Here is an 18,855-nt window from a genome sequence, read left to right on the forward strand (position 1 = left end):
CTTATTGTGCTCCTTCCTTATTGGTCTTATTTAAAACCGACAGGTCTTGCTTTTGCCATTCATCCAAACTCTGCCAGCGATTATAAGCCTTAACATAATAAGTCGGGATTAAATTAGCTAGATGGTCATGACTGTTATCCTTAACCATCCTAAAACCAACGATAATCCGTTGAATTTGGTCTTTTTTTAGACCCTTATTAACTAATTCTTGCAATACCGTATCAGTAGCAGGCAAATTGCGTGTCTGCCCGTCAAATGGAATCGGAATTTGTAAGTCAATATTATTAAAGGCTACCTGCATTGACTCTGGTGTAAAGGTCGTCTTAATCTGCGGCGTGTGCTGTTCGGTAAAAACTGGCAGACCTTCAATATAATTGGTATAACTAATTGCCATGCCATTCGTATCAAAGAAGCGCAAATCCTGTTCACTTAGCCCCACCTTATGTACATAATCAACACTATCCAGCAGCTGCTCATGCATCGCTAAATTTTTGTTCTTCTCATACTTAGTATACAGAAAATCATGCTTCTTAGCTCCACTCTTGGGAATCCGCAATTTAGTGTAATAATTAAGTGAATAAGTAACCCAGCCCTTTTTACTTGAACGAGCCGTCACGTTAGTCGTCCCGAGCAAGCGCGAAACAAAGTATGAATCTGTCTGACTATTAGTCAGATAGCTGTATATTCGCCAACTCTCGCCCTTGGTGTAAAAAACCTCATAATCATTCTTCAGCCGCACGAGCTTAATCGGCGTCTTACTGCGCGCGTGACTGGCATAATTACGCAGTTTAGCAAAATTAGCGCGTGCCAAATCAATTTGGTACACGGTCATTGTCTGGTCATTGCCCAAGTAAATTCGGTTGTTACTATTAGAAATAAACACGCGCCGGAACTTTTGCCCGCTTGCAGATGATCCTTGTTTAGTAAAAAGTTTTATACTCACCTCGTCCGGAAAAGTCAGCTGGATATAATCAGGATTGTTGAGCATATGCTCGTATTCAGAACGACTGGTGCTGGCAACATTTAAATTCTTAAACTTAATTCCCTTCAATTCCTTAGTAAACTCAAGCGGCAAGTTCTTTTTCGCATCATAAAGCCGGTATAGCTGCCCATTTTTAAAACCGTAAGAACTAGTGGGAATATACAAGTCATATACTGAGTTATTGAGGCGATTGCGCGCCTGCTGGGTCACGTTGCTGGTCTGATTAATATGACTAAAATACTGATCGTTTGTCATAACAAAAATCCACAATACAATCGACAAGCCAAAAACGAGTAATGTCCCCAACATTAAGAAGAAATCGCCAAACTTAAACTTAAATTTCATCCCAATCATCCTCCTCACTCATTGGCTCATACGGTAAGGCAATATAGAAGGTGGAACCATTTCCTTCGCTACTGCTGGCCCAAATTTGACCATGATGGGCAACCACAATTTCTTTGGCAATTGCTAAGCCCAAGCCTGTGCCGCCTTGAGCCCGAGAACGTGCCTTGTCAACTCGATAAAAGCGATCAAAAATTTTACTGAGGTCTTCGCGTGGAATCCCGAGCCCTTGGTCAGTGATACTCAAGAGCAAGCGATTCTGTTCCCGCTTCAACTTAACCGTAATTGTCCCACCATCTGGCGAATATTTAATCGCATTATTCATAATGTTGTCGATTACCTGCGCCATCTTGTCGGTATCAATCTCGACCCACAATGCCTGCGTCCCCAACTTACGCTTGATCGTATACTTCTTCTTGCCTTCTTTAGTATCAGTCTTAACAATCATGTCGAACCTATCCAAAATATGGGCCACAAAATCATTAAAGTTAACCCACTCAAAGTCAACCTTCGACACGCCCCGATCCATGCGCGACAGGCTAAGCAGCTCATTAATCATGCGAATCATGCGTTCCGTTTCTTCCTGTGTCACCTGCAAAAATTGCGGTGCCACGTCGGGATCCTTCCACGCGCCCTCATTTAAGGTTTCAATATAGGCATGCAGACTCGTCAGGGGTGTACGCAATTCATGCGACACGTTAGATACGAACTGCTTTTGTGAGTTCTCATTCTTCTGCTGCTCGGTAATATCGTGCAAAACACAAACACTCCCGGATACAAAGCCCGTCACTCTCTTAATCAAGGAGAAACTGGCATGCAAAATCACTTCATCACGTGTTCCCTGATTAAGGGTAATGACAATTCCTTTTTGATTAGAAATTAAATCCTGTGAGGTCTCTGTTAGCCCTAAGACCGTGGCAATTGGCTTATTAATAATTGCTTCTTTGGTTGTATTTAAAAAGTTGAGCGCCATCTGGTTAACAACGCTGACGTTGCCGTGCCGATCAGTCGCCAAAACCCCATCACTCATGTGCGACAAAACACTGTCCAGCCGCCGCTGCTCACTTTCGGACTCTTCTTGAGAACGCTCAATGCGCACCGACAAGGTATTAAATGCTTGACCCAACTGCCCCAATTCGTCATTAGAATATATCTTTACCTGACTGGAATAATCGCCATCGGCAATATTTAAGGCCTGCCCCTGCATTTCTTCAATTGGCTTGGTAATCGCGTGTGACACGACTAAAGACAACACTGCCCCCATTAAAGCCGCGATTAATGACGTCACCAAAAACATAAAGGAAATATTACGCAAATTGTTAAAAACGCCTTGCATTGATGCCCGCACATAAATAGCGCCGACAGTATTGGCCGACCCATTACCCGCATTCAGCGGCGTGACCTGTACCATATAATTGTCATTATCATTGATTACTTTGGTTTCCTGGCGACCCGTTGACGTAACCTGCTTAACCAGCAGGTTGTTAACCCGCTGACCAATTCGACTTTTATCGTTCAAGTTCGATACCGCGCGAATAATATCCTTATTATCAACCACGATAATCTCACTAATCGTGTTAGTACCATTGCTATAATCATTAACAATCCGGTTCAAACTGGTACTTGAGCGTTTATTATCACGTAGCAATTGTAGTGACAATTGGTTGGTGACAATCGGCGGGACTTGGATGGACGACTGGAAGCTCTCAATGCTGCTTTGTTCCAATTGTCTGGTAAAGTACGCCCCGATCACTTCAATCATGGCAATAATCATCGCCATAAAGACAATTGCGAGCGTGGTATTAATCGAAATAAATAGATGTTTAAATTTGCTTTTGATTTTCTTCATTATTTTTATTAATTAGATAGTAAAAAAGCCGCGCACTAAAAAATAGTCCGACAGGCTTGTTTTGGTTTATTCTTCATTTTGTTGTTTGACGTAATAGCCGACACCGCGGCGCGTCAATAAAATTTGGGCTTGTACTGGGTTATCCTCGATCTTCTCGCGCAACCGGTGAACCGTCACATCAACAGTGCGGACGTCGCCGAAATAATCATAACCCCAGACGGTCTGTAATAAATGCTCTCTTGTCATTACTTGACCCATGTGTTGAGCTAAATAATAAAGCAACTCAAATTCACGGTGGGTTAATTCAATCTTTTTACCATCTTTTTCAACAATGTAAGCATCTGGCATAATTACTAAGTTGCCAATCGTGATATTTTTAGTTGCCGTGTCTTGATTGGCACTCTCAACCTTTTTAACAATATCACGGCGGCGCAAATTAGCCTTAACCCGAGCGACTAGCTCCCGATTAGAAAAAGGCTTAGTGACATAATCATCGGCACCCATTTCTAGGCCCAAAACCTTGTCGATTTCGGTATCCTTGGCTGTGACCATGATAATTGGCATGTCGTGCGTCTGTCTAACCTCACGCGCAACTTCCAAGCCATCCTTCTTTGGCAGCATCAGATCCAAAATCATTAAATCTGGATTGTATTCATCAACTTTCTTGACGGCTTCTTCGCCATCATAAGCGGTGTCGACATCGAATCCTTCCTTAGTTAAGTTAAACTTGATTATATCGGAAATCGGTTTTTCGTCATCGACAACCAGAATCTTCTTTGGCATCGAAAGTCCTCCTTTGCTTTTATTATACTGGTTTTTACCCTATTAGCCAAAAAAGTCACCGAAATTTAATAAAAAAACTTGCAATTCATAAAAAATAATAGCATAATAGGTTCTGTTGGTTATGTGTAATCACAACTTGGGTGGCTAGCTCAGCTGGCAGAGCAACGGACTCTTAATCCGTGGGTCCAGGGTTCGAACCCCTGGCCACCCATTAAACTTAAAAACAGCGATCATTAATTTGACCGCTGTTTTTTATTAGTTAAAGTCAACTTTATACATTTTTAAATTTTTTTGCGTAAAACTCTTGTCAAAATCAAAAATAATTGCTAATATATTTAATTGTCAACAGAAATATATTTGGGTGGCTAGCTCAGCTGGCAGAGCAACGGACTCTTAATCCGTGGGTCCAGGGTTCGAACCCCTGGCCACCCATCTGATAGAAATAGCACTGCAAGTAGGCGGTGCTTTTTTTATACCAAAAACAAGTTCCTCAGATACTAATTTGAGGAACTTGTTTTGTTTTTAGCAGCAATTGAATTATGGCATTAATTATCTAATATGCTTCCACATGCCTAACAACTTTACCATGTCGCCCAATAAAATCATAATTAGGCATCTGAAATGTAACCACGCTACCAGATTCAGGATCATGGCTATATAATGAATGTATCCAAATATTTTCACCACACAGAAGAAATAAGTCTGAAAAAAAGAAAAATAAACATGGTTGGAAGCCACGCAATAAGCGCCGTAAATAACAAGGAATTTTTATAAATTATGAACAATACTGAAATCTGTAATAAATATCTTAATAAAAGCATTTTAATAAGTGTCTACCAAGATATAGAAGACAACGACTTTCTATTAGGATATTTGATTGATGATTTAAACCAATACTATATTTTTAAATCAATAGATGAATATGGTTGTTTGGATAGCTATGTTTTATACAAAAAAGATAATATTGCAAAAATCATACAGAATAACAACTACACATCAACTTTTGATTTCTTTATTAACTATCAGAATAATCAGAATAATTTTGATTACTTACATCTTGAAAAAATTTATAAAAATATTCCCAAAAGTAATATAAACAGCATATTAAATTATTGTTGTGAACAAAAATCAATTATTACACTTACCACTACTACTGATAATTATGTTCATACTGGGAAGCTCATCAATATCAATCAAAAAGAATTATTATTAGATGAGCAAGAATATTATACAGATTTTGGAATAACTGATGAACTGGACAAATCGCCTATATTAATTGACGATATTTTAACATTAGACATTTTAAACAAAGAAAATTTTTTGTATGAACAATATTTAAAGCAAAAATAAAAGTACGTCAAAAGAAGCAAAGCAAAAGACTTTAAAATTTATAGAAATATTATCTCTTATAGTTGGCATAGGTTTGGTTGATTTATACTATACAATATTAAAGTGTCCTACAATTATAATTATTGCTTATGTCAATTTAGCATATTGGTCTATCTATCAAATTTTACCAGTTATTTTGTTATTAATACATTATGTAAAAATATTTATATTTCTTCGTAATATTTAATTTATATGCACTAATAAAATGCTAGATATTAATTGATTTTTATTTGTATATAATTTTGAAGCTCCGCATTAGCGAGCTCTTTTTCTTTGTTCTGATTGCTAAATAATCATAACTCTTTTATTCAGTTATCACCATCATACATAATTTTTATCAAAAAATAAAAATAATTAATTTGCAATATATTTAAATAAATTTATAATAATATATAGTTATATAATGCTATATTAGGAGGATAACATGAAGAATAAAAAAATAAAATTTTACACTATTTTATCATTAACCTTACTTGTGTTTTTAGAAGCTGTTCCAAGTGATGTATCAGCTAAAACAAAAGCAACGACACCTTATGGTTGGAGATTTCCCGAACAACATTCAACCTATGTAATAAACAAGCAATCTAAGTACTACAAGTCTATATGGAAAAAAGCAACAAACGCTTGGACAAAAGCTGGTTTTAAATGGACAAAAGCTAACTCATCAAAAACACACTTATTAGCACTCACTCAAAAACAAGATAAAAGCTTAATAGGTCTTACTGGTATAGACCATATGCAATATAATACAAGTAACCACTTAATTGTCAGCAACAAAGTAGAACTCAACAAAACTTCATTAAAAAAATATAACTATACAACTCAACAAAAAATTAATGTAGCCGAACATGAATTAGGGCATGCATTAGGATTAAAGCATAATTCAAAAAATAGTAAATCTGTAATGAATCCAGCTAATAGAATTTATTCTATTGAAAAGCCTGATATTCGAGGAATGAAAAAAGCATATTCTAAATCCACAGCAAATCTAGGAGATTCAATTAGTAATAATAATATTGTATCCATTGATTTACCTATTAAATTAAATCCAAGAATCACTCATTTTCATATGAATTATTCTGGAAAAACTCATCGATTAGCTATTAGTGGTAATACTTATGATATTTCCAATTTAAATATCAAATACAATAAGCAGACTATTAAAAATTATAAAGTGAAGAAAAACGGCGCTAAATTCAAAATAATTTTATCATTTAAAGGATATAAGGACTTTACGATATATAGCGGTAAGCATTTAATTAAAACAATCTCAGCAGCAAAATATGCCACTGATAAACCAACTGTACTCAATGCTAAAAGAAATAAAAATTCTGTTGAATTAGATATTCTAACTAAACCTGGAAATATCATTAAAATTTGGGAACACAATAAACCCATATTCTCGACAATAAGTGATATTCCTGAAGACAATATCACTTTAGATATTAATGAAAACAATAATTATGACGATTTGAGATTGACTCAACACGAACGTGGTAAAAAAACTAGTAAAATGATAAAACTGCCGAAATTAGATGTTGGCAATAAATATCAAAGCATTAGTTAAAACAATTACTCGCGATCCATTAATGATGGATCGCTTTTTTCACTAATAATCACAATCACCTTACAATAATTAATACTTCTAATCGCATCATCTTTAATTAAATAACATAACTTCATTAAAGATACTGTAAAATTTAAATTGTAATCTCTCAAGCCATCATTTACTAAACTAAAAGACTATAATAAATGCAGAAATAGTTGTAATTTAATATTGGTTTGATATGTGGAAGAATAATCATGACGCAAATAATTGATGATTATATTAAAAATTTAACACGTAAATTAACGAATTTATCTCCTGAACAGCAACAAGTCACTTTGGCATTTTACCGAGACTTTTTAATAACCGGTGATTTTCAAGCAAAAGAAGAAATCGAAAAAGAGCTTGGTAAACCAGCCGAATTAGCCTGTGAAGTGTGTGATGATTATCAAGAAATTTCAGCTGCTCATTCGGCACTACCAAAATCCGCCAGTGACAATTATGTACGCGGGTTTCACGTGGAAAAGAATCCCTCGCGTACACGAACAATTATTCCTGACAAATTTACCCAGATTAAATTAACTTTGCGTAATGCAGATATATATATTCATTCGGGTAACGAATCTAAAATTTTAATTACGGATTATAATAGTCGACCAATTAAAGTTAAAACTGACAAGCAAACACTACTGATTAGCGAGCAACCACCACAAAAAGGCAAAGGCATTGTTATCAATTGGCGCACGGCAACTAGTCACATTGAAATTATTGTCTCCAGCAATTGCCCACTTACAACAATTAGTGGTCATAGCACCAACGGCAACATCATCTTGCAAAACATTAAATTACAGTCAATTACCCTCCAGCAGGATACTGGCAATACTTTATTCAACAACGTTATTCTCACTCAAGATTTAATCCTTAATTCTAAAAATGGCAATGTCAAAATGATCCAGGTTAAAATTCCCATGACGTCATTACGCTCATACAACGGCAACATTACCATCAAGCGTAGTGCTTGCAAGCAATTTATCATGCAAACCTTAAACGGTAATGCTGACTTTACCCAGTGCAATTTAACTTTAAAACTCAATTCCAAAAATGGTGACGTTAAAATTAAGCGCAGTCAATTAACTAACAATAATATTGTTAGTTCAACTGCTGGCGACTTATTGTTAAAGCAACTAGCTCATGACATGAATTATCACCTATCTTCAAAACATGGCACGATTATTTACCACAAATCCAGCGTCGGCAACAAGTTATCGAATACAATTGGCTCAAATGACACTTTACGAATGGCTTCAACCGATGGAGATATTATTATTTACTAAAAACAAAAGACAGTACCTAGTGCAGATACTGTCTTTTGCTTGCTTAAAATAATTAATAATCCAATGCTAACTTCCTTACAATCTTTTTCATATTATGAAATTCATGATAAAATTACATAATAGCATTCTTGAAAGAAGGGTTTTACTGTTAAACGAAAATATTATTATCATAGCTTAACTGATGATGTCGTTGCTAGTAGTGAACAAGATTATCAGTTATCTGATGACTATGCCATCTTACCGACAACTCCTAGCGGCAAATTATGGTCCCGAGCTATCCGCCCCTTAGCAAATCTTATTAGTTTTATTTATTTAAAATTAATACTTAAAGTTCAGCTAGTCGGTAAAGAAAAACTGATTGCTACCCAAAATCAGGGACAATTCATTTACGCTAATCATACCCAAGCTGTTGGCGATGTTGTGATGCCTTTAGCAGTTATTCCAGCAAGCAACTACTATGCAGTTGCTTCTCAAGCTAACTGGGGCATCCCCATCTTAGGTAAGCTTGTTTTACCTTATTTCGGCTTGCCTGTGGGGCATAACCTCAAACAATCAAGTAAATTAATCAAAGCAATTACTACACTAATCGCCGAGCAAAAAACGATCGTTATCTATCCAGAAGCGCATGTTTGGCCCTACTACACACAAATTCGGCCCTTTTCAGCGACCAGCATGCATTTCCCTATCAAGCTAAACACACCTAGCTATGCGATGACGACAACTTACCAGCAGCCGCATTCAGGCAAACGACCGCAGATTATCGTTTATCTTGATGGACCCTTTTATCCAGATCCTAATCTGGATAATAAACACGCCCAGCAAAAATTGCACGCCCAAATTATAACGGCAATGCAAGAACGGGCAAAATTTAGTAATTATGAATATTGTACCTATCAAAAAATAAATTAAGGAGTTGCCTCAATGAATATACTTTTTTGTGGTGACCATCATGCCGAAGATGGAATTTTAATTGCCACATTATCATTATTAAAAAATGCGGGCGCTAAAGAGTTACATATTTATATTTTAACGATGTACACGCAAAATTATAAAAAGAAGTTTCAGCCTTTTTCCAAGCATGCCGCAGATTATCTCAGCTCGCTCTTAATTAAGCAAAATCCTCAGAACACTTTAAAATTAATTGACTGTACGGGACTATTTGCTAAAGAACCACCGCTGGCCAATATGGGGACACACTTTACGCCTTACGCCATGCTGCGGCTATTTGCCGATGAAATTCCGCAATTACCGGATAGAATTTTATACCTCGACGCCGACGTCATCGTGCGCCGCAGCCTTAAGCACTTCTATGAGCAAGACCTGACCGATACCGAATTTATCGGGGTGTTAGATTATTGGGGGCGGTTTTTCTTCCATAATTTGCACGAACACGCCCTATTTGACTATGTTAATTCCGGAGTTTTACTGCTAAATATGCCTAAAGTCAAGCAGACACGGCTCTTTGCCCGCATACGTCACTTATTACAGACGAAAAATGTTTTTATGCCTGACCAATCTGCTCTTAATCATTTCGCCCAACACAAAAAAATTGCGCCGCGGCGTTATAATGAGCAATACAAATTAAAACCTGACACAGTCATCCAGCATTTCACCACTAGTTTTCGCTTTTTACCACTGTTTCATACACAAACAGTTAAGCCCTGGGATGTTGAACGTGTCCATCAGGTCTTGAAACTACATGAATACGATGACATTTTGAACCGTTACCTAGAATTAAAGGGCAACCTAGAACAAAATTAATTTTATTGGAGAGAAATTTATGACAATTCCAGTTTTTTATTCAATCAGCGATGACTACACAAAATACGCGGCGGTTTCGCTTAACTCACTAGTCAAACATGCTAACTCGGCTAACGATTACACCGTTTATTTTTTAAATCAAGATTTAACTGATGAACACAAAAAAGATTTAGCAGCCTTTGGCAGCGACAACATTCACATCAAGTTTTATACAATTGATGAACAAGTTGTTGAAGCAATTGAAGATCGCCCAGAGAATTATCTCAAAGCCGACTTCTTCACCATGTCAATCTTTTACCGGCTGTATATCCCCGACCTATTTCCACAATATGATAAAGCAATTTATATTGATGCGGATACGATTATCAACGAAGATATTGCCAATTTATATGAAACAGAATTAGGTAACAACTTATTCGGCGCTTGTATGGATTCATCAATCCAATATGTTCCCAAGATGATTACCTATATTAAGGAAGTTTTGGCACTTGACCCAAAGAAATACATCAATTCCGGCGTCTTAGTTCTTAACTGCCAGGCATTCCGCGATGAACACTTTGTGGCGCACTTTACTGACTTGTTAACTAAGTATCATTTTGACTGTATTGCAACCGACCAAGATTACCTTAACGAAATTTGCGAAGGGCGGATCTTTTATCTTGATCCTAAGTGGGATGCAATGCCTAATGAGAACACAGAAGCAATTGCGCAACCAGGAATCATTCACTATAACTTATTCTTTAAGCCGTGGCATTTTGCTGATGTTCAATATGCGCAATACTTCTGGGACAATGCCAAAGAAACCAAGTTTTATGCCGAACTTAAAGCTGGTCTTGATAATTACACTGACAAAGAGCGTGAACAAGACCGCAATAAACTGAACTTTATGCTCTCTAAAGAAGATAAAACTATTAAGGACCCACAAAACTGGGCCCAAGTTAAGAAACAAGGACCGGTTACTTTATGATTATCGGAGACGATCGCGAACGTGTAATTGCAAATATTAAACAGGCAACTGAAACTGGTGACTTGAATGCTAAAGTTGAAGTTGGCGATCCTGTTTTGTCATTGCAAGAACGAAAAGATTTAGTCAACGCGTTTTGGCAAGAACAACAAACCTTAAAAGGCAAACTAAATAATAAAATTGGTCATACCTTTTTTAAAGCCATAGCACGTGTTTTAACGGGTTCTACCACATTTACGGGACTTGATAACTTAAGTGACTTACCTCTTGGTGGAGCGATTATTACAACCAACCACTTTAATCAGATTGACTCACTGCCCATTAAGCGACTGGCTAACAAAACTCACCATCACTTAACAATTGCTATTGAGGATACCAACTTAAAATTACCTGGAATTCTAAGCTACTTGATGAATTATGTAGGAACTATTCCATTGGTTCAAAGTACCAGTTACATCAGTGATGACTTCCCTAAGCATCTGCATAATGCATTAGCACAAGATGATTGGGTATTAATTTATCCTGAACAAGAAATGTGGTGGAATTACCGTAAACCGCGGAATTTACAACGTGGTGCCTACTACTTCGCTGCTAAACAAAATGTGCCCATTATTTCAACCTTTATTGAGATTCAAACTCTACCCAAATTAGAAAAAGACCACCCACATTTTGAGCAAACCAAGTACATTGTCCATGTGTTGCCGCCAATTTATCCTGATACAAGCATTAACGCCAATACTGACTCCAAACGCATGTTAAAGCAGGATTATCAACAAAAAGTCGCCGCTTACGAAAACGCTTATCAACGTAAACTGGATTACACTTTTACCCCGTGGGATATAGCTGGCTGGCGCAGTAAATGAAAGAATATGCAAGCATATAAATAGACTTATTTATTTTGGTGGATTATTATAATAGCAGTTACAAAAAGTAAGGTATAATTATTGATATGGAAGGAGTGTACTTCAATGGAGAAGTTCACAAAAGATACTTTAGCAAAATACGATGGTAAAAACGGCAACCCAGCTTACGTTGCTATTGACGGTAAGGTTTACGATGTAACCGGTAATTCACACTGGACTAACGGTGAACACCATGGCTTTTCAGCTGGTCAAGCTTTAGACGAAGGGATTGCACAATCACCTCACGGCAAGAGCGTTTTGGCTAAGTTAAATCAAGTTGGTACATACGAAGACTAACTAATTATTGCCCCATAAAAAAGCAGATGTCCTTAAAAGGCATCTGCTTTTTTATTACTTTTATTTACACAGCGCCTTAATTAAGCGCGCGACATTTTCAGCGGTAATCGCCACGTCATGTTCAGCATTGGCAATTGCCTGTGGCAATGCTTCAGCCCCAATCGGCGTAGCGAAAATTGCGTCAATTATATCATCTTTATACAAGGCACTGACATCTTCGCCAATATTACCAGCCAGTGCTAGCACCACAGCATTCGGCGCGACCTCTTTAACAGCAAGAGCAACGCCATACGGAGTTTTTCCAAACTGTGTTTGATAGTCAATTCCGCCTTCACCAGTAATTACGATATCAGCTTGCTTTAGCTTTTCCTTCAAACCACTAAAGTGAATAACAATATCACTTCCCTTAGCCATCATCGAATTCGTAAAAGCAATTAACCCCGCGCCTAAGCCCCCAGCGGCGCCGGCACCGGCTAGATTCTTAACATCTACACCTAATTCTTGCTGAATTACATCAGCGTAATGAGCAAGGTTACAATCTAACTGAGCCACCATCTCTGGGGTTGCTCCTTTTTGCGGACCAAAAATATGACTGGCACCATCTGGTCCCACCAACGGGTTAGTCACATCCGAAGCAATTAGAATTTTTACTTCTTTGAGCCTGGGATCAACCTTGCTGGTATCAATTTTAACTAGCTTATCAAGCTGACCGCCGCCAAAACTAAGCTCGCAATCTTGACTATCAAGCAGTTGGTAGCCAAGTGCTTGAGCCATTCCAGCGCCACCATCATTAGTTGCCGAGCCGCCAATACCTAAAATAATTTGGCTAACGCCTTGATTAAGGGCACTAATAATCAATTGTCCTGTACCAAAAGTCGTGGCAATCATTGGATTATGCGTCTCTTCTGTCACGTACTGCAATCCGCTAGCAGCTGCCATTTCAATTACAGCAGTATTAGAAGTTCCCAAGATGCCATAAGTTGCTGTTACTTCTTGTCCTAGTGGTCCCGTAACTTGTTCTTGGATCAGCTTACCGTTAGTTGCGGCTGTCAGGGCACTTACTGTTCCTTCGCCGCCGTCAGCCATTGGTACTAGTGTATATTCAGCTTGCGGCAAAATCGGCTGCATCCCCTGCTTAATTGCATGAGCAGCTTCTTTAGCCGTTAAGCTTCCTTTAAATGAGTCTGGTGCAATTACAATCTTCACAATCAGATTCCTTTCTGAATACTACATTAAGTGCATAAAGCCGTACATTATCGTCGCAACAATCGTCGCACTTAAACCAACAATCGTTTCATAACCAATTGCCTTAGAACGTTCCTTAATATCCATATTCATGGCATTAGCTGTTACGTGGAAATAATTACCTTGTGGCAAATGATCAATTACAATCGCACCGGTATGAACCATTGCAGCACCAGCTAGTGGTGAGATACCAAAGCCCAAAATTGCCTTTGTAAATGACCCCGTTGCCAAAATAACCCCAGTAGACGTAGATGCAGACGCAGCTGCCATCAAAATACCCGAAATCGGCGCCAAGAAGACACCGGAAATACCGGAAGACTTAATTAACGTAATGATTAATTGCGGTAAGGTTGAATTAGTTATCGTAGCCCCAATTGCCCCCGCTCCAATTAAAATTAACACAACATCGGTCATTCGACCAATCCCAGCTTGCGCATAAGCACGCAACTTCTTGCCCTTCTTCATGGCAAGTGCACCAATAATACTGGCAATTGGCAAAACATACATTGCATCCAAATTTATTTTAGTTAAAAAAGTTAACTTACAAATTGAACCGATTGGATTAATTAATAATAACAAAATAGCCAAGACTGGAGTAACTAATGCTGATGCTAGAGAAGGTAAAACTGCATCATTACTATCAGCAGCTGAATTTTCTAAATCTTTATCACTAACAGCTGTACCTTTGCCCTTAATTAAGCTAGCGACAATTACTGTAACTAAGAGTGCGACAACCGCCGGAATAAAATCGGCAATCATTAATTGACTTAACTCAACTTTAAACCCTTTTGCGGCCGCAATTGTATTGGGATTAGGTGAAATAATATTGCCGGCTTTGCCGCCGCCAGATAATGCAACTAATAGCGCCAATTTAGAAATATTCATCCTCTTGCCTACCTCTAAAGCAATTGGCGCAACTATCAAAACAGCCACCGGAATAAAAACCCCGACAGCCGTAATAACCATTGTTGCAAGTGCAAGTGCAAAAATCGCCAACTTATCACCAAGCTTATTCACAATTGATTTGGCAATTATATTGGCTGCGCCAGATTCCATCATTACACCAGCCAACATCCCCGCAGCTAAAACCCGCAGAATTGTTCCGATCACACTTTGACCGCCGGCAACTAGAATATTAATCGTTTGGGTTAAATTAGCGCCACCTATCAGACAAGCAAAGATTGCTCCCAAAATCAGCGAATAGACAGGATTTAATTTTTTTAATATTAAAATAATTGCTAAGATCAAGCCCAGCAGCGCCGACCACCATGTTAAAACCATTTTTTTCTCCTTTTAAAACGACACAAATATTTCTTAACCAATATATTTATTTTGCTAAGTTCTTGATATTTTTAATAATCTCTAGCAACTTGAGACACTTTTTAATTTATGTTATTCTCAAATTACCTTATAATTTGTAAAAAATTATAATTAGCATAAAATACTATGTTACTACAAATATACGAGTTTTAGAACACAATTTAATAAGCAAGATATTAATCTATGATAAATTCAATTACGCAAAATGCACTGCGCGCACTTTTATATGAAGTTGCAACCGAACCCAAACCCGGATTAGTTGATCCTGCTAGTCCCGGTCCCCACTTTGACATGAACATCTATACTTTCATTGACAGCAGCCTCAGCCTGACACAATACTTAACTGATGCGGTTGAACTTGGTCAAACTTTTAAAGAGCCCGACTTAACGCAAATGTTTTACATACTCCGGCAAAAGGGTCTGGACGCTGAAAAAGCAATGTTTACGGCAACTCAAGGTGTTAACACTCACAAGGGGGCAATTTTTGCTTTAGGGATTTTCACTTGCGCTGAAAGTTACTGCCAAACTAAACAGACAGAACTGTTTACCACTATTCAAAAAATGTGTCACGGCTTAGTCAAACACGATTTGGGTCATACATCCTTGCCGCAAACTGCCGGCGAAAAAGAGTATGCCAAATACGGCTACGGCGGCGCTCGCGCTGAAGCCGAACAGGGGTACCCAATTGTTAAAAAGATTGCCCTCCCTTTTCTAAAAAATAGTACCGGAACGGTTCAAACCCGCTTATTAGATACGTTAATGAAGATTGCAACTGTTACTGTCGACAGCAACCTAATTAAACGCGCTGGCAATACCCAGGTAATTGATTGGCTGCACCAAGAAGCTGCTGAGTATTTAGCCTTGGGCGGCTACGCTACACCAGCTGGCCAGCAAAAGTTAACTGAGCTAGCACAAGACTGTCTAGAACATAATTACAGCTTAGGCGGCTGTGCCGATTTACTAATTGTAACTATTTTTGTTGGATTAGAACGCAACTATTTTTTTATTTATTAACGTGCAGATGCGCCAGTTGCCGTATCAGTGTCTTTTAATTCACTACAAGCAGTGTCAGCAGCAATCCGACCGAAAGTAAAGATATCAGCCAAAGAATTACCACCTAATCGGTTACCTGCATGTAAGCCGCCGGCTACTTCACCAGCAGCATATAAACCGCTAATCACTTGATCTTGTTCATCAAGTATTTGCGCCTTAGGATTAATCTTAACACCACCCATCGTGTGGTGAATTGCCGGTTTACGCGGTGTTGCATAAAATGGCGCAACCTCACACTTCAAGTGAAATGCACTTTTGCCAAATTCAGGATCTTTCCCCGCATCAACATAAGAATTATATTTCTTAATTGTTGCAACTAAAACAGCTGGATCCATTCCTGCCTTTTCGGCTAATTCTTCAAGTGTATCAGCCTTGAGCAAAGTGCCAGCTTCAACCTGTGCATCAATTGCTTCCTGCGTTGTGTTATAGGCTGTGGCCTTAATCTTTTCATCAGCAATCAGATAGAACAAGCCACCATTGGCAATGGCTGCTTGAGCCAAAGTGTCACGTTCCGCGAATTCATTAACAAAACGTTCACCCTTTTGATTAACCATAATAAAGTTTTCTGGCGGTGTCTGCAAACCAGTAAACAATTCACCAGTTTTCGGATCAGAAACAGGCATTAATTGGATAAAGCCCATGCCGACCAACTTAGCACCAGCTTCTTGACCAAGTGCAATCCCGTCACCGGTAATTGCCGGCGAATTAGTTGTGGCAATATCGTCATCAATATGCTTCCAATAAGTGTTATACTTTTGAACCATTGGCGTGTTCGCACCAAATCCACCAGAAGTTAAAATTACTTTTTGCGCGTGAATGGTTACTTTACTACCATTGCTATCTTCCGCAACTACACCCGTAATTTGACCATCATTAATAATTAAATGCTTAGCTCTAGTTTCAGTTAAAATCGTTGCCCCATGTTCTTTGGTCCAATCGCCTAGAACATGAATAAAGGCGTAACCCATCGGCTCAACTGGCTTATGACCTCTGCGCCATAAAGCACCAACTGGCATGGTAACATCGCTGCGATCGAATTTAACCCCTAAATCTGTCAGCCACTTAACAGAATCTAATACGTTATTGACTAATTCAGTTACTAAAGCATAATTACCGTGAATTTCATTACCATTTAAATCTTTTCGCTTACCACCTAAATAAGTTTGAATTTCATGTAATAGTACTGAATCAAATAAGTAATCGCCATCGGATTCGACATAAGCATTAATCTGCTTTTGTAATTTCTTAAAGTCTTCCTGATATTCGGGATCAATCTCGTCAATTGGTGTTTCTGCCAGCTTAATCAAGCTTTCTTTTTCACCTGGAAGTGCCTTAAATTGCTTTTGCCAGTCAGGTTCTGCCGCGTTTAATGGACCACCGGCACGAGTTGTATTACCGCCAATTTGCGGATATTTTTCTAAAACAATAACTTTTTTACCATTTTGAATTGTTCTTGCCGCAGCAGCAAGACCAGCACCACCAGCACCAATTACTACAACGTCAGTTGTGTATTCTTTATCTTCACCTTCATTAACACTTGGCTTAGCGCGGTTTTCCCATTCCTTAGCATCGCCACCGGCTTGGGTTATTGCCTCAGCAACTCCCGTAACCACACCGTTACTTGAGATCGTTGCACCACTCACAGCATCAACATTTAAAGTTTGGTTAGCAATGATTTGCTTTGGTAGCCGCTCAAAAACTTTATCGGCAACTCCCTTAGTTTCACCACTGGAATCAATTGTAATATCAGTTATTTTATCTTCAGAAAGTGTCACCTTCATTGGCATAAAACTAGCGCCATGACCCTTTGCTTTTACGTTATATGTACCTGGTTTCATTATTTGTGCTTCCTTTCCGCAACATTTAATAACTAAAGTTTACTAATCTTCAGCTAAATCGTAAAATACTTTTATGATAAGTAAGTCATAACAATTTTGTTATTGGAGAAAGTTAATGAAGAATCCAGAAATTTTATTACACTATCTTGACGCTTTACTCAAGGAAAGTAATTTTACCCGGGCTGCACATGAATTGTATATTTCTCAGCCCTATTTAACCCAACTAATAAAGCGAATTGAGCACCAGCTAGGAGCTACCATTATCAATCGTAATAACATTCCCTTTACCTTAACTGAAGCTGGCCTAATTTATTACAAATACTTAGAAACAGCCATCAATAACAAGCAAAACTTAACTCAAAAGTTAACGCCCTATGTCCACCCAGATAAAGAAATTATTCGAATTGGTATTTTAGAAAGTCTCGGAACCTTTTTGCTGCCAGAGTTGTTGCCCAATTTCTTAACTGATAATACTAATATTAAGGTTCAACTGTTCGAATCATTCCCGCGAAAAAACGAGGCTCAATTATTACACGAACAGATTGACTGCTACATCGGTCAAACACCTGAATCCCTCAATCATGGATTAGACTTTTACGTTAACGGTAGTGAAAAATACTTTGTTATTATTCCACCCGCTTCACCCTACTTTAAAAGAGGGAAATTCATTTTAGACCCAGAAGAATATGAAATCAAAGAGCTATTAAAAGAACCATTTGTCGTCAGCTCTGCTAATTCCGCAATCAGACACCAAGTAGACGGTGCTTTTCAAAAGTTCCATATTAAGCCCAACATTATTTTAGAAAGTAATAGCATCATCACAGCTACCAATTTAGCCATTAAAGGCTTAGGCTTAACAATTTCAGCTGCCAGTATCATTAAGCGAATGGCACAGACACCAATCAATCTTTTACCGTTAGATCCACAATTAATTGAAATAAAATATTTCATCGCAGTCAAACATGGAAAAGCACTAAGTCCTAGCCTAAGTAATTTAATTGCTAAGTTTCAAGAATTACAGATTCAACCAATTATTAGATAAAATAAGATACACAAAAAAAGAGGACCAATGGTCCTCTTCCTTTTACCTTGCTCCGGCTGTCAGACTCGAACTGACGACATCTTGATTAACAGTCAAGCGCTCTACCAACTGAGCTAAGCCGGAATATTAAAAAAGCACGGCAGCGTCCTACCCTCGCAGGCAGTCTCCCACCAACTACTCTCGGCGTGAAGAAGCTTAACTACTGTGT

15 protein-coding genes, 3 tRNA genes and 1 pseudogene are annotated in these 18,855 nt (G+C 38.1%); 12 read left to right on the plus strand and 7 right to left on the minus strand.

The annotated features are described in order from the left end of the window. Position 1 precedes the first annotated feature (1 nt). The 3 genes from PT281_RS06255 to yycF all read right to left on the minus strand — a co-directional run bounded on the left by PT281_RS06255 (position 2) and on the right by yycF (position 3,956). Positions 2-1,336, minus strand: coding sequence for a hypothetical protein (locus PT281_RS06255; protein WP_277152995.1), 1,335 nt, complete (start codon positions 1,334-1,336; stop codon positions 2-4). After that, the gene (gene walK, locus PT281_RS06260; RefSeq protein ID WP_277152996.1) at positions 1,317-3,173 is read right to left on the minus strand and encodes a cell wall metabolism sensor histidine kinase WalK; all 1,857 of its coding nucleotides are present in this window, start codon (positions 3,171-3,173) and stop codon (positions 1,317-1,319) included. Before walK ends, PT281_RS06255 begins: the two co-directional genes overlap by 20 nt. Positions 3,174-3,239: 66 nt before the next feature. Beyond that, positions 3,240-3,956, minus strand: coding sequence for a response regulator YycF (yycF, locus tag PT281_RS06265; protein WP_277130980.1), 717 nt, complete (start codon positions 3,954-3,956; stop codon positions 3,240-3,242). A 138-nt stretch (positions 3,957-4,094) separates the two neighbouring features. On the opposite strand from yycF, the gene PT281_RS06270 reads away from it, so the two are divergent. From PT281_RS06270 to PT281_RS06315, 10 genes and pseudogenes are all read left to right on the plus strand, one after another. After that, positions 4,095-4,167, plus strand: a tRNA-Lys gene (locus tag PT281_RS06270). 148 nt (positions 4,168-4,315) lie between these two features. Next, positions 4,316-4,388: transfer RNA gene (locus PT281_RS06275), tRNA-Lys, on the plus strand. Between the two features lie 345 nt (positions 4,389-4,733). Next, positions 4,734-5,306 (plus strand): hypothetical protein, encoded by a 573-nt coding sequence (locus PT281_RS06280; protein ID WP_277152998.1) that lies wholly within the window; start codon positions 4,734-4,736, stop codon positions 5,304-5,306. Between the two features lie 463 nt (positions 5,307-5,769). After that, positions 5,770-6,912 (plus strand): matrixin family metalloprotease, encoded by a 1,143-nt coding sequence (locus PT281_RS06285; RefSeq protein ID WP_277153000.1) that lies wholly within the window; start codon positions 5,770-5,772, stop codon positions 6,910-6,912. Between the two features lie 236 nt (positions 6,913-7,148). Further along, positions 7,149-8,225, plus strand: a complete 1,077-nt coding sequence (locus PT281_RS06290; RefSeq protein WP_277153001.1) for a DUF4097 family beta strand repeat-containing protein — start codon at positions 7,149-7,151, stop codon at positions 8,223-8,225. A gap of 147 nt (positions 8,226-8,372) precedes the next feature. Further along, a pseudogene (locus tag PT281_RS06295) lies at positions 8,373-9,134 on the plus strand (1-acyl-sn-glycerol-3-phosphate acyltransferase); the annotation flags it as partial. Positions 9,135-9,146: 12 nt separating this feature from the next. Continuing rightward, complete coding sequence (locus PT281_RS06300; RefSeq protein WP_277153003.1) at positions 9,147-9,986, plus strand: glycosyltransferase; 840 nt, start codon at positions 9,147-9,149, stop codon at positions 9,984-9,986. Between the two features lie 19 nt (positions 9,987-10,005). Then, positions 10,006-10,953 carry a glycosyltransferase family 8 protein gene (locus PT281_RS06305; protein WP_277153005.1) on the plus strand — a complete coding sequence of 316 codons (948 nt, stop codon included), beginning with the start codon at positions 10,006-10,008 and terminating at the stop codon, positions 10,951-10,953. Further along, entirely contained in the window at positions 10,950-11,813 is an 864-nt protein-coding gene (locus tag PT281_RS06310; protein WP_277153007.1) for a lysophospholipid acyltransferase family protein, read from the plus strand. The genes PT281_RS06305 and PT281_RS06310 overlap by 4 nt, the downstream gene beginning before the upstream one ends. Positions 11,814-11,918: 105 nt before the next feature. After that, positions 11,919-12,149, plus strand: coding sequence for a cytochrome b5 domain-containing protein (locus PT281_RS06315; RefSeq protein ID WP_277131007.1), 231 nt, complete (start codon positions 11,919-11,921; stop codon positions 12,147-12,149). Between the two features lie 60 nt (positions 12,150-12,209). On the opposite strand, the gene PT281_RS06320 is transcribed toward PT281_RS06315, so the two are convergent. Both PT281_RS06320 and PT281_RS06325 read right to left on the minus strand, forming a co-directional pair. Next, positions 12,210-13,355, minus strand: coding sequence for a glycerate kinase (locus tag PT281_RS06320; RefSeq protein ID WP_277153009.1), 1,146 nt, complete (start codon positions 13,353-13,355; stop codon positions 12,210-12,212). Between the two features lie 21 nt (positions 13,356-13,376). Then, complete coding sequence (locus PT281_RS06325) at positions 13,377-14,675, minus strand: GntP family permease (protein WP_277153010.1); 1,299 nt, start codon at positions 14,673-14,675, stop codon at positions 13,377-13,379. Positions 14,676-14,897: 222 nt separating this feature from the next. On the opposite strand from PT281_RS06325, the gene citG reads away from it, so the two are divergent. Continuing rightward, entirely contained in the window at positions 14,898-15,728 is an 831-nt protein-coding gene (citG, locus tag PT281_RS06330; protein WP_277153012.1) for a triphosphoribosyl-dephospho-CoA synthase CitG, read from the plus strand. Here the strand turns inward: citG and PT281_RS06335 are convergent. After that, entirely contained in the window at positions 15,725-17,605 is a 1,881-nt protein-coding gene (locus tag PT281_RS06335) for a flavocytochrome c (RefSeq protein WP_277153014.1), read from the minus strand. The two genes, citG and PT281_RS06335, sit on opposite strands and share 4 nt — an antisense overlap. 115 nt (positions 17,606-17,720) lie before the next feature. On the opposite strand from PT281_RS06335, the gene PT281_RS06340 reads away from it, so the two are divergent. Continuing rightward, positions 17,721-18,647, plus strand: a complete 927-nt coding sequence (locus PT281_RS06340) for a LysR family transcriptional regulator (protein ID WP_277153016.1) — start codon at positions 17,721-17,723, stop codon at positions 18,645-18,647. Positions 18,648-18,697: 50 nt separating this feature from the next. Here the strand turns inward: PT281_RS06340 and PT281_RS06345 are convergent. Continuing rightward, positions 18,698-18,770, minus strand: a tRNA-Asn gene (locus PT281_RS06345). Positions 18,771-18,855: the final 85 nt, after the last annotated feature.

Origin of the sequence: Lactobacillus sp. ESL0701 (genome assembly GCF_029433445.1) — a bacterium.
Lineage (GTDB): Bacteria > Bacillota > Bacilli > Lactobacillales > Lactobacillaceae > Lactobacillus.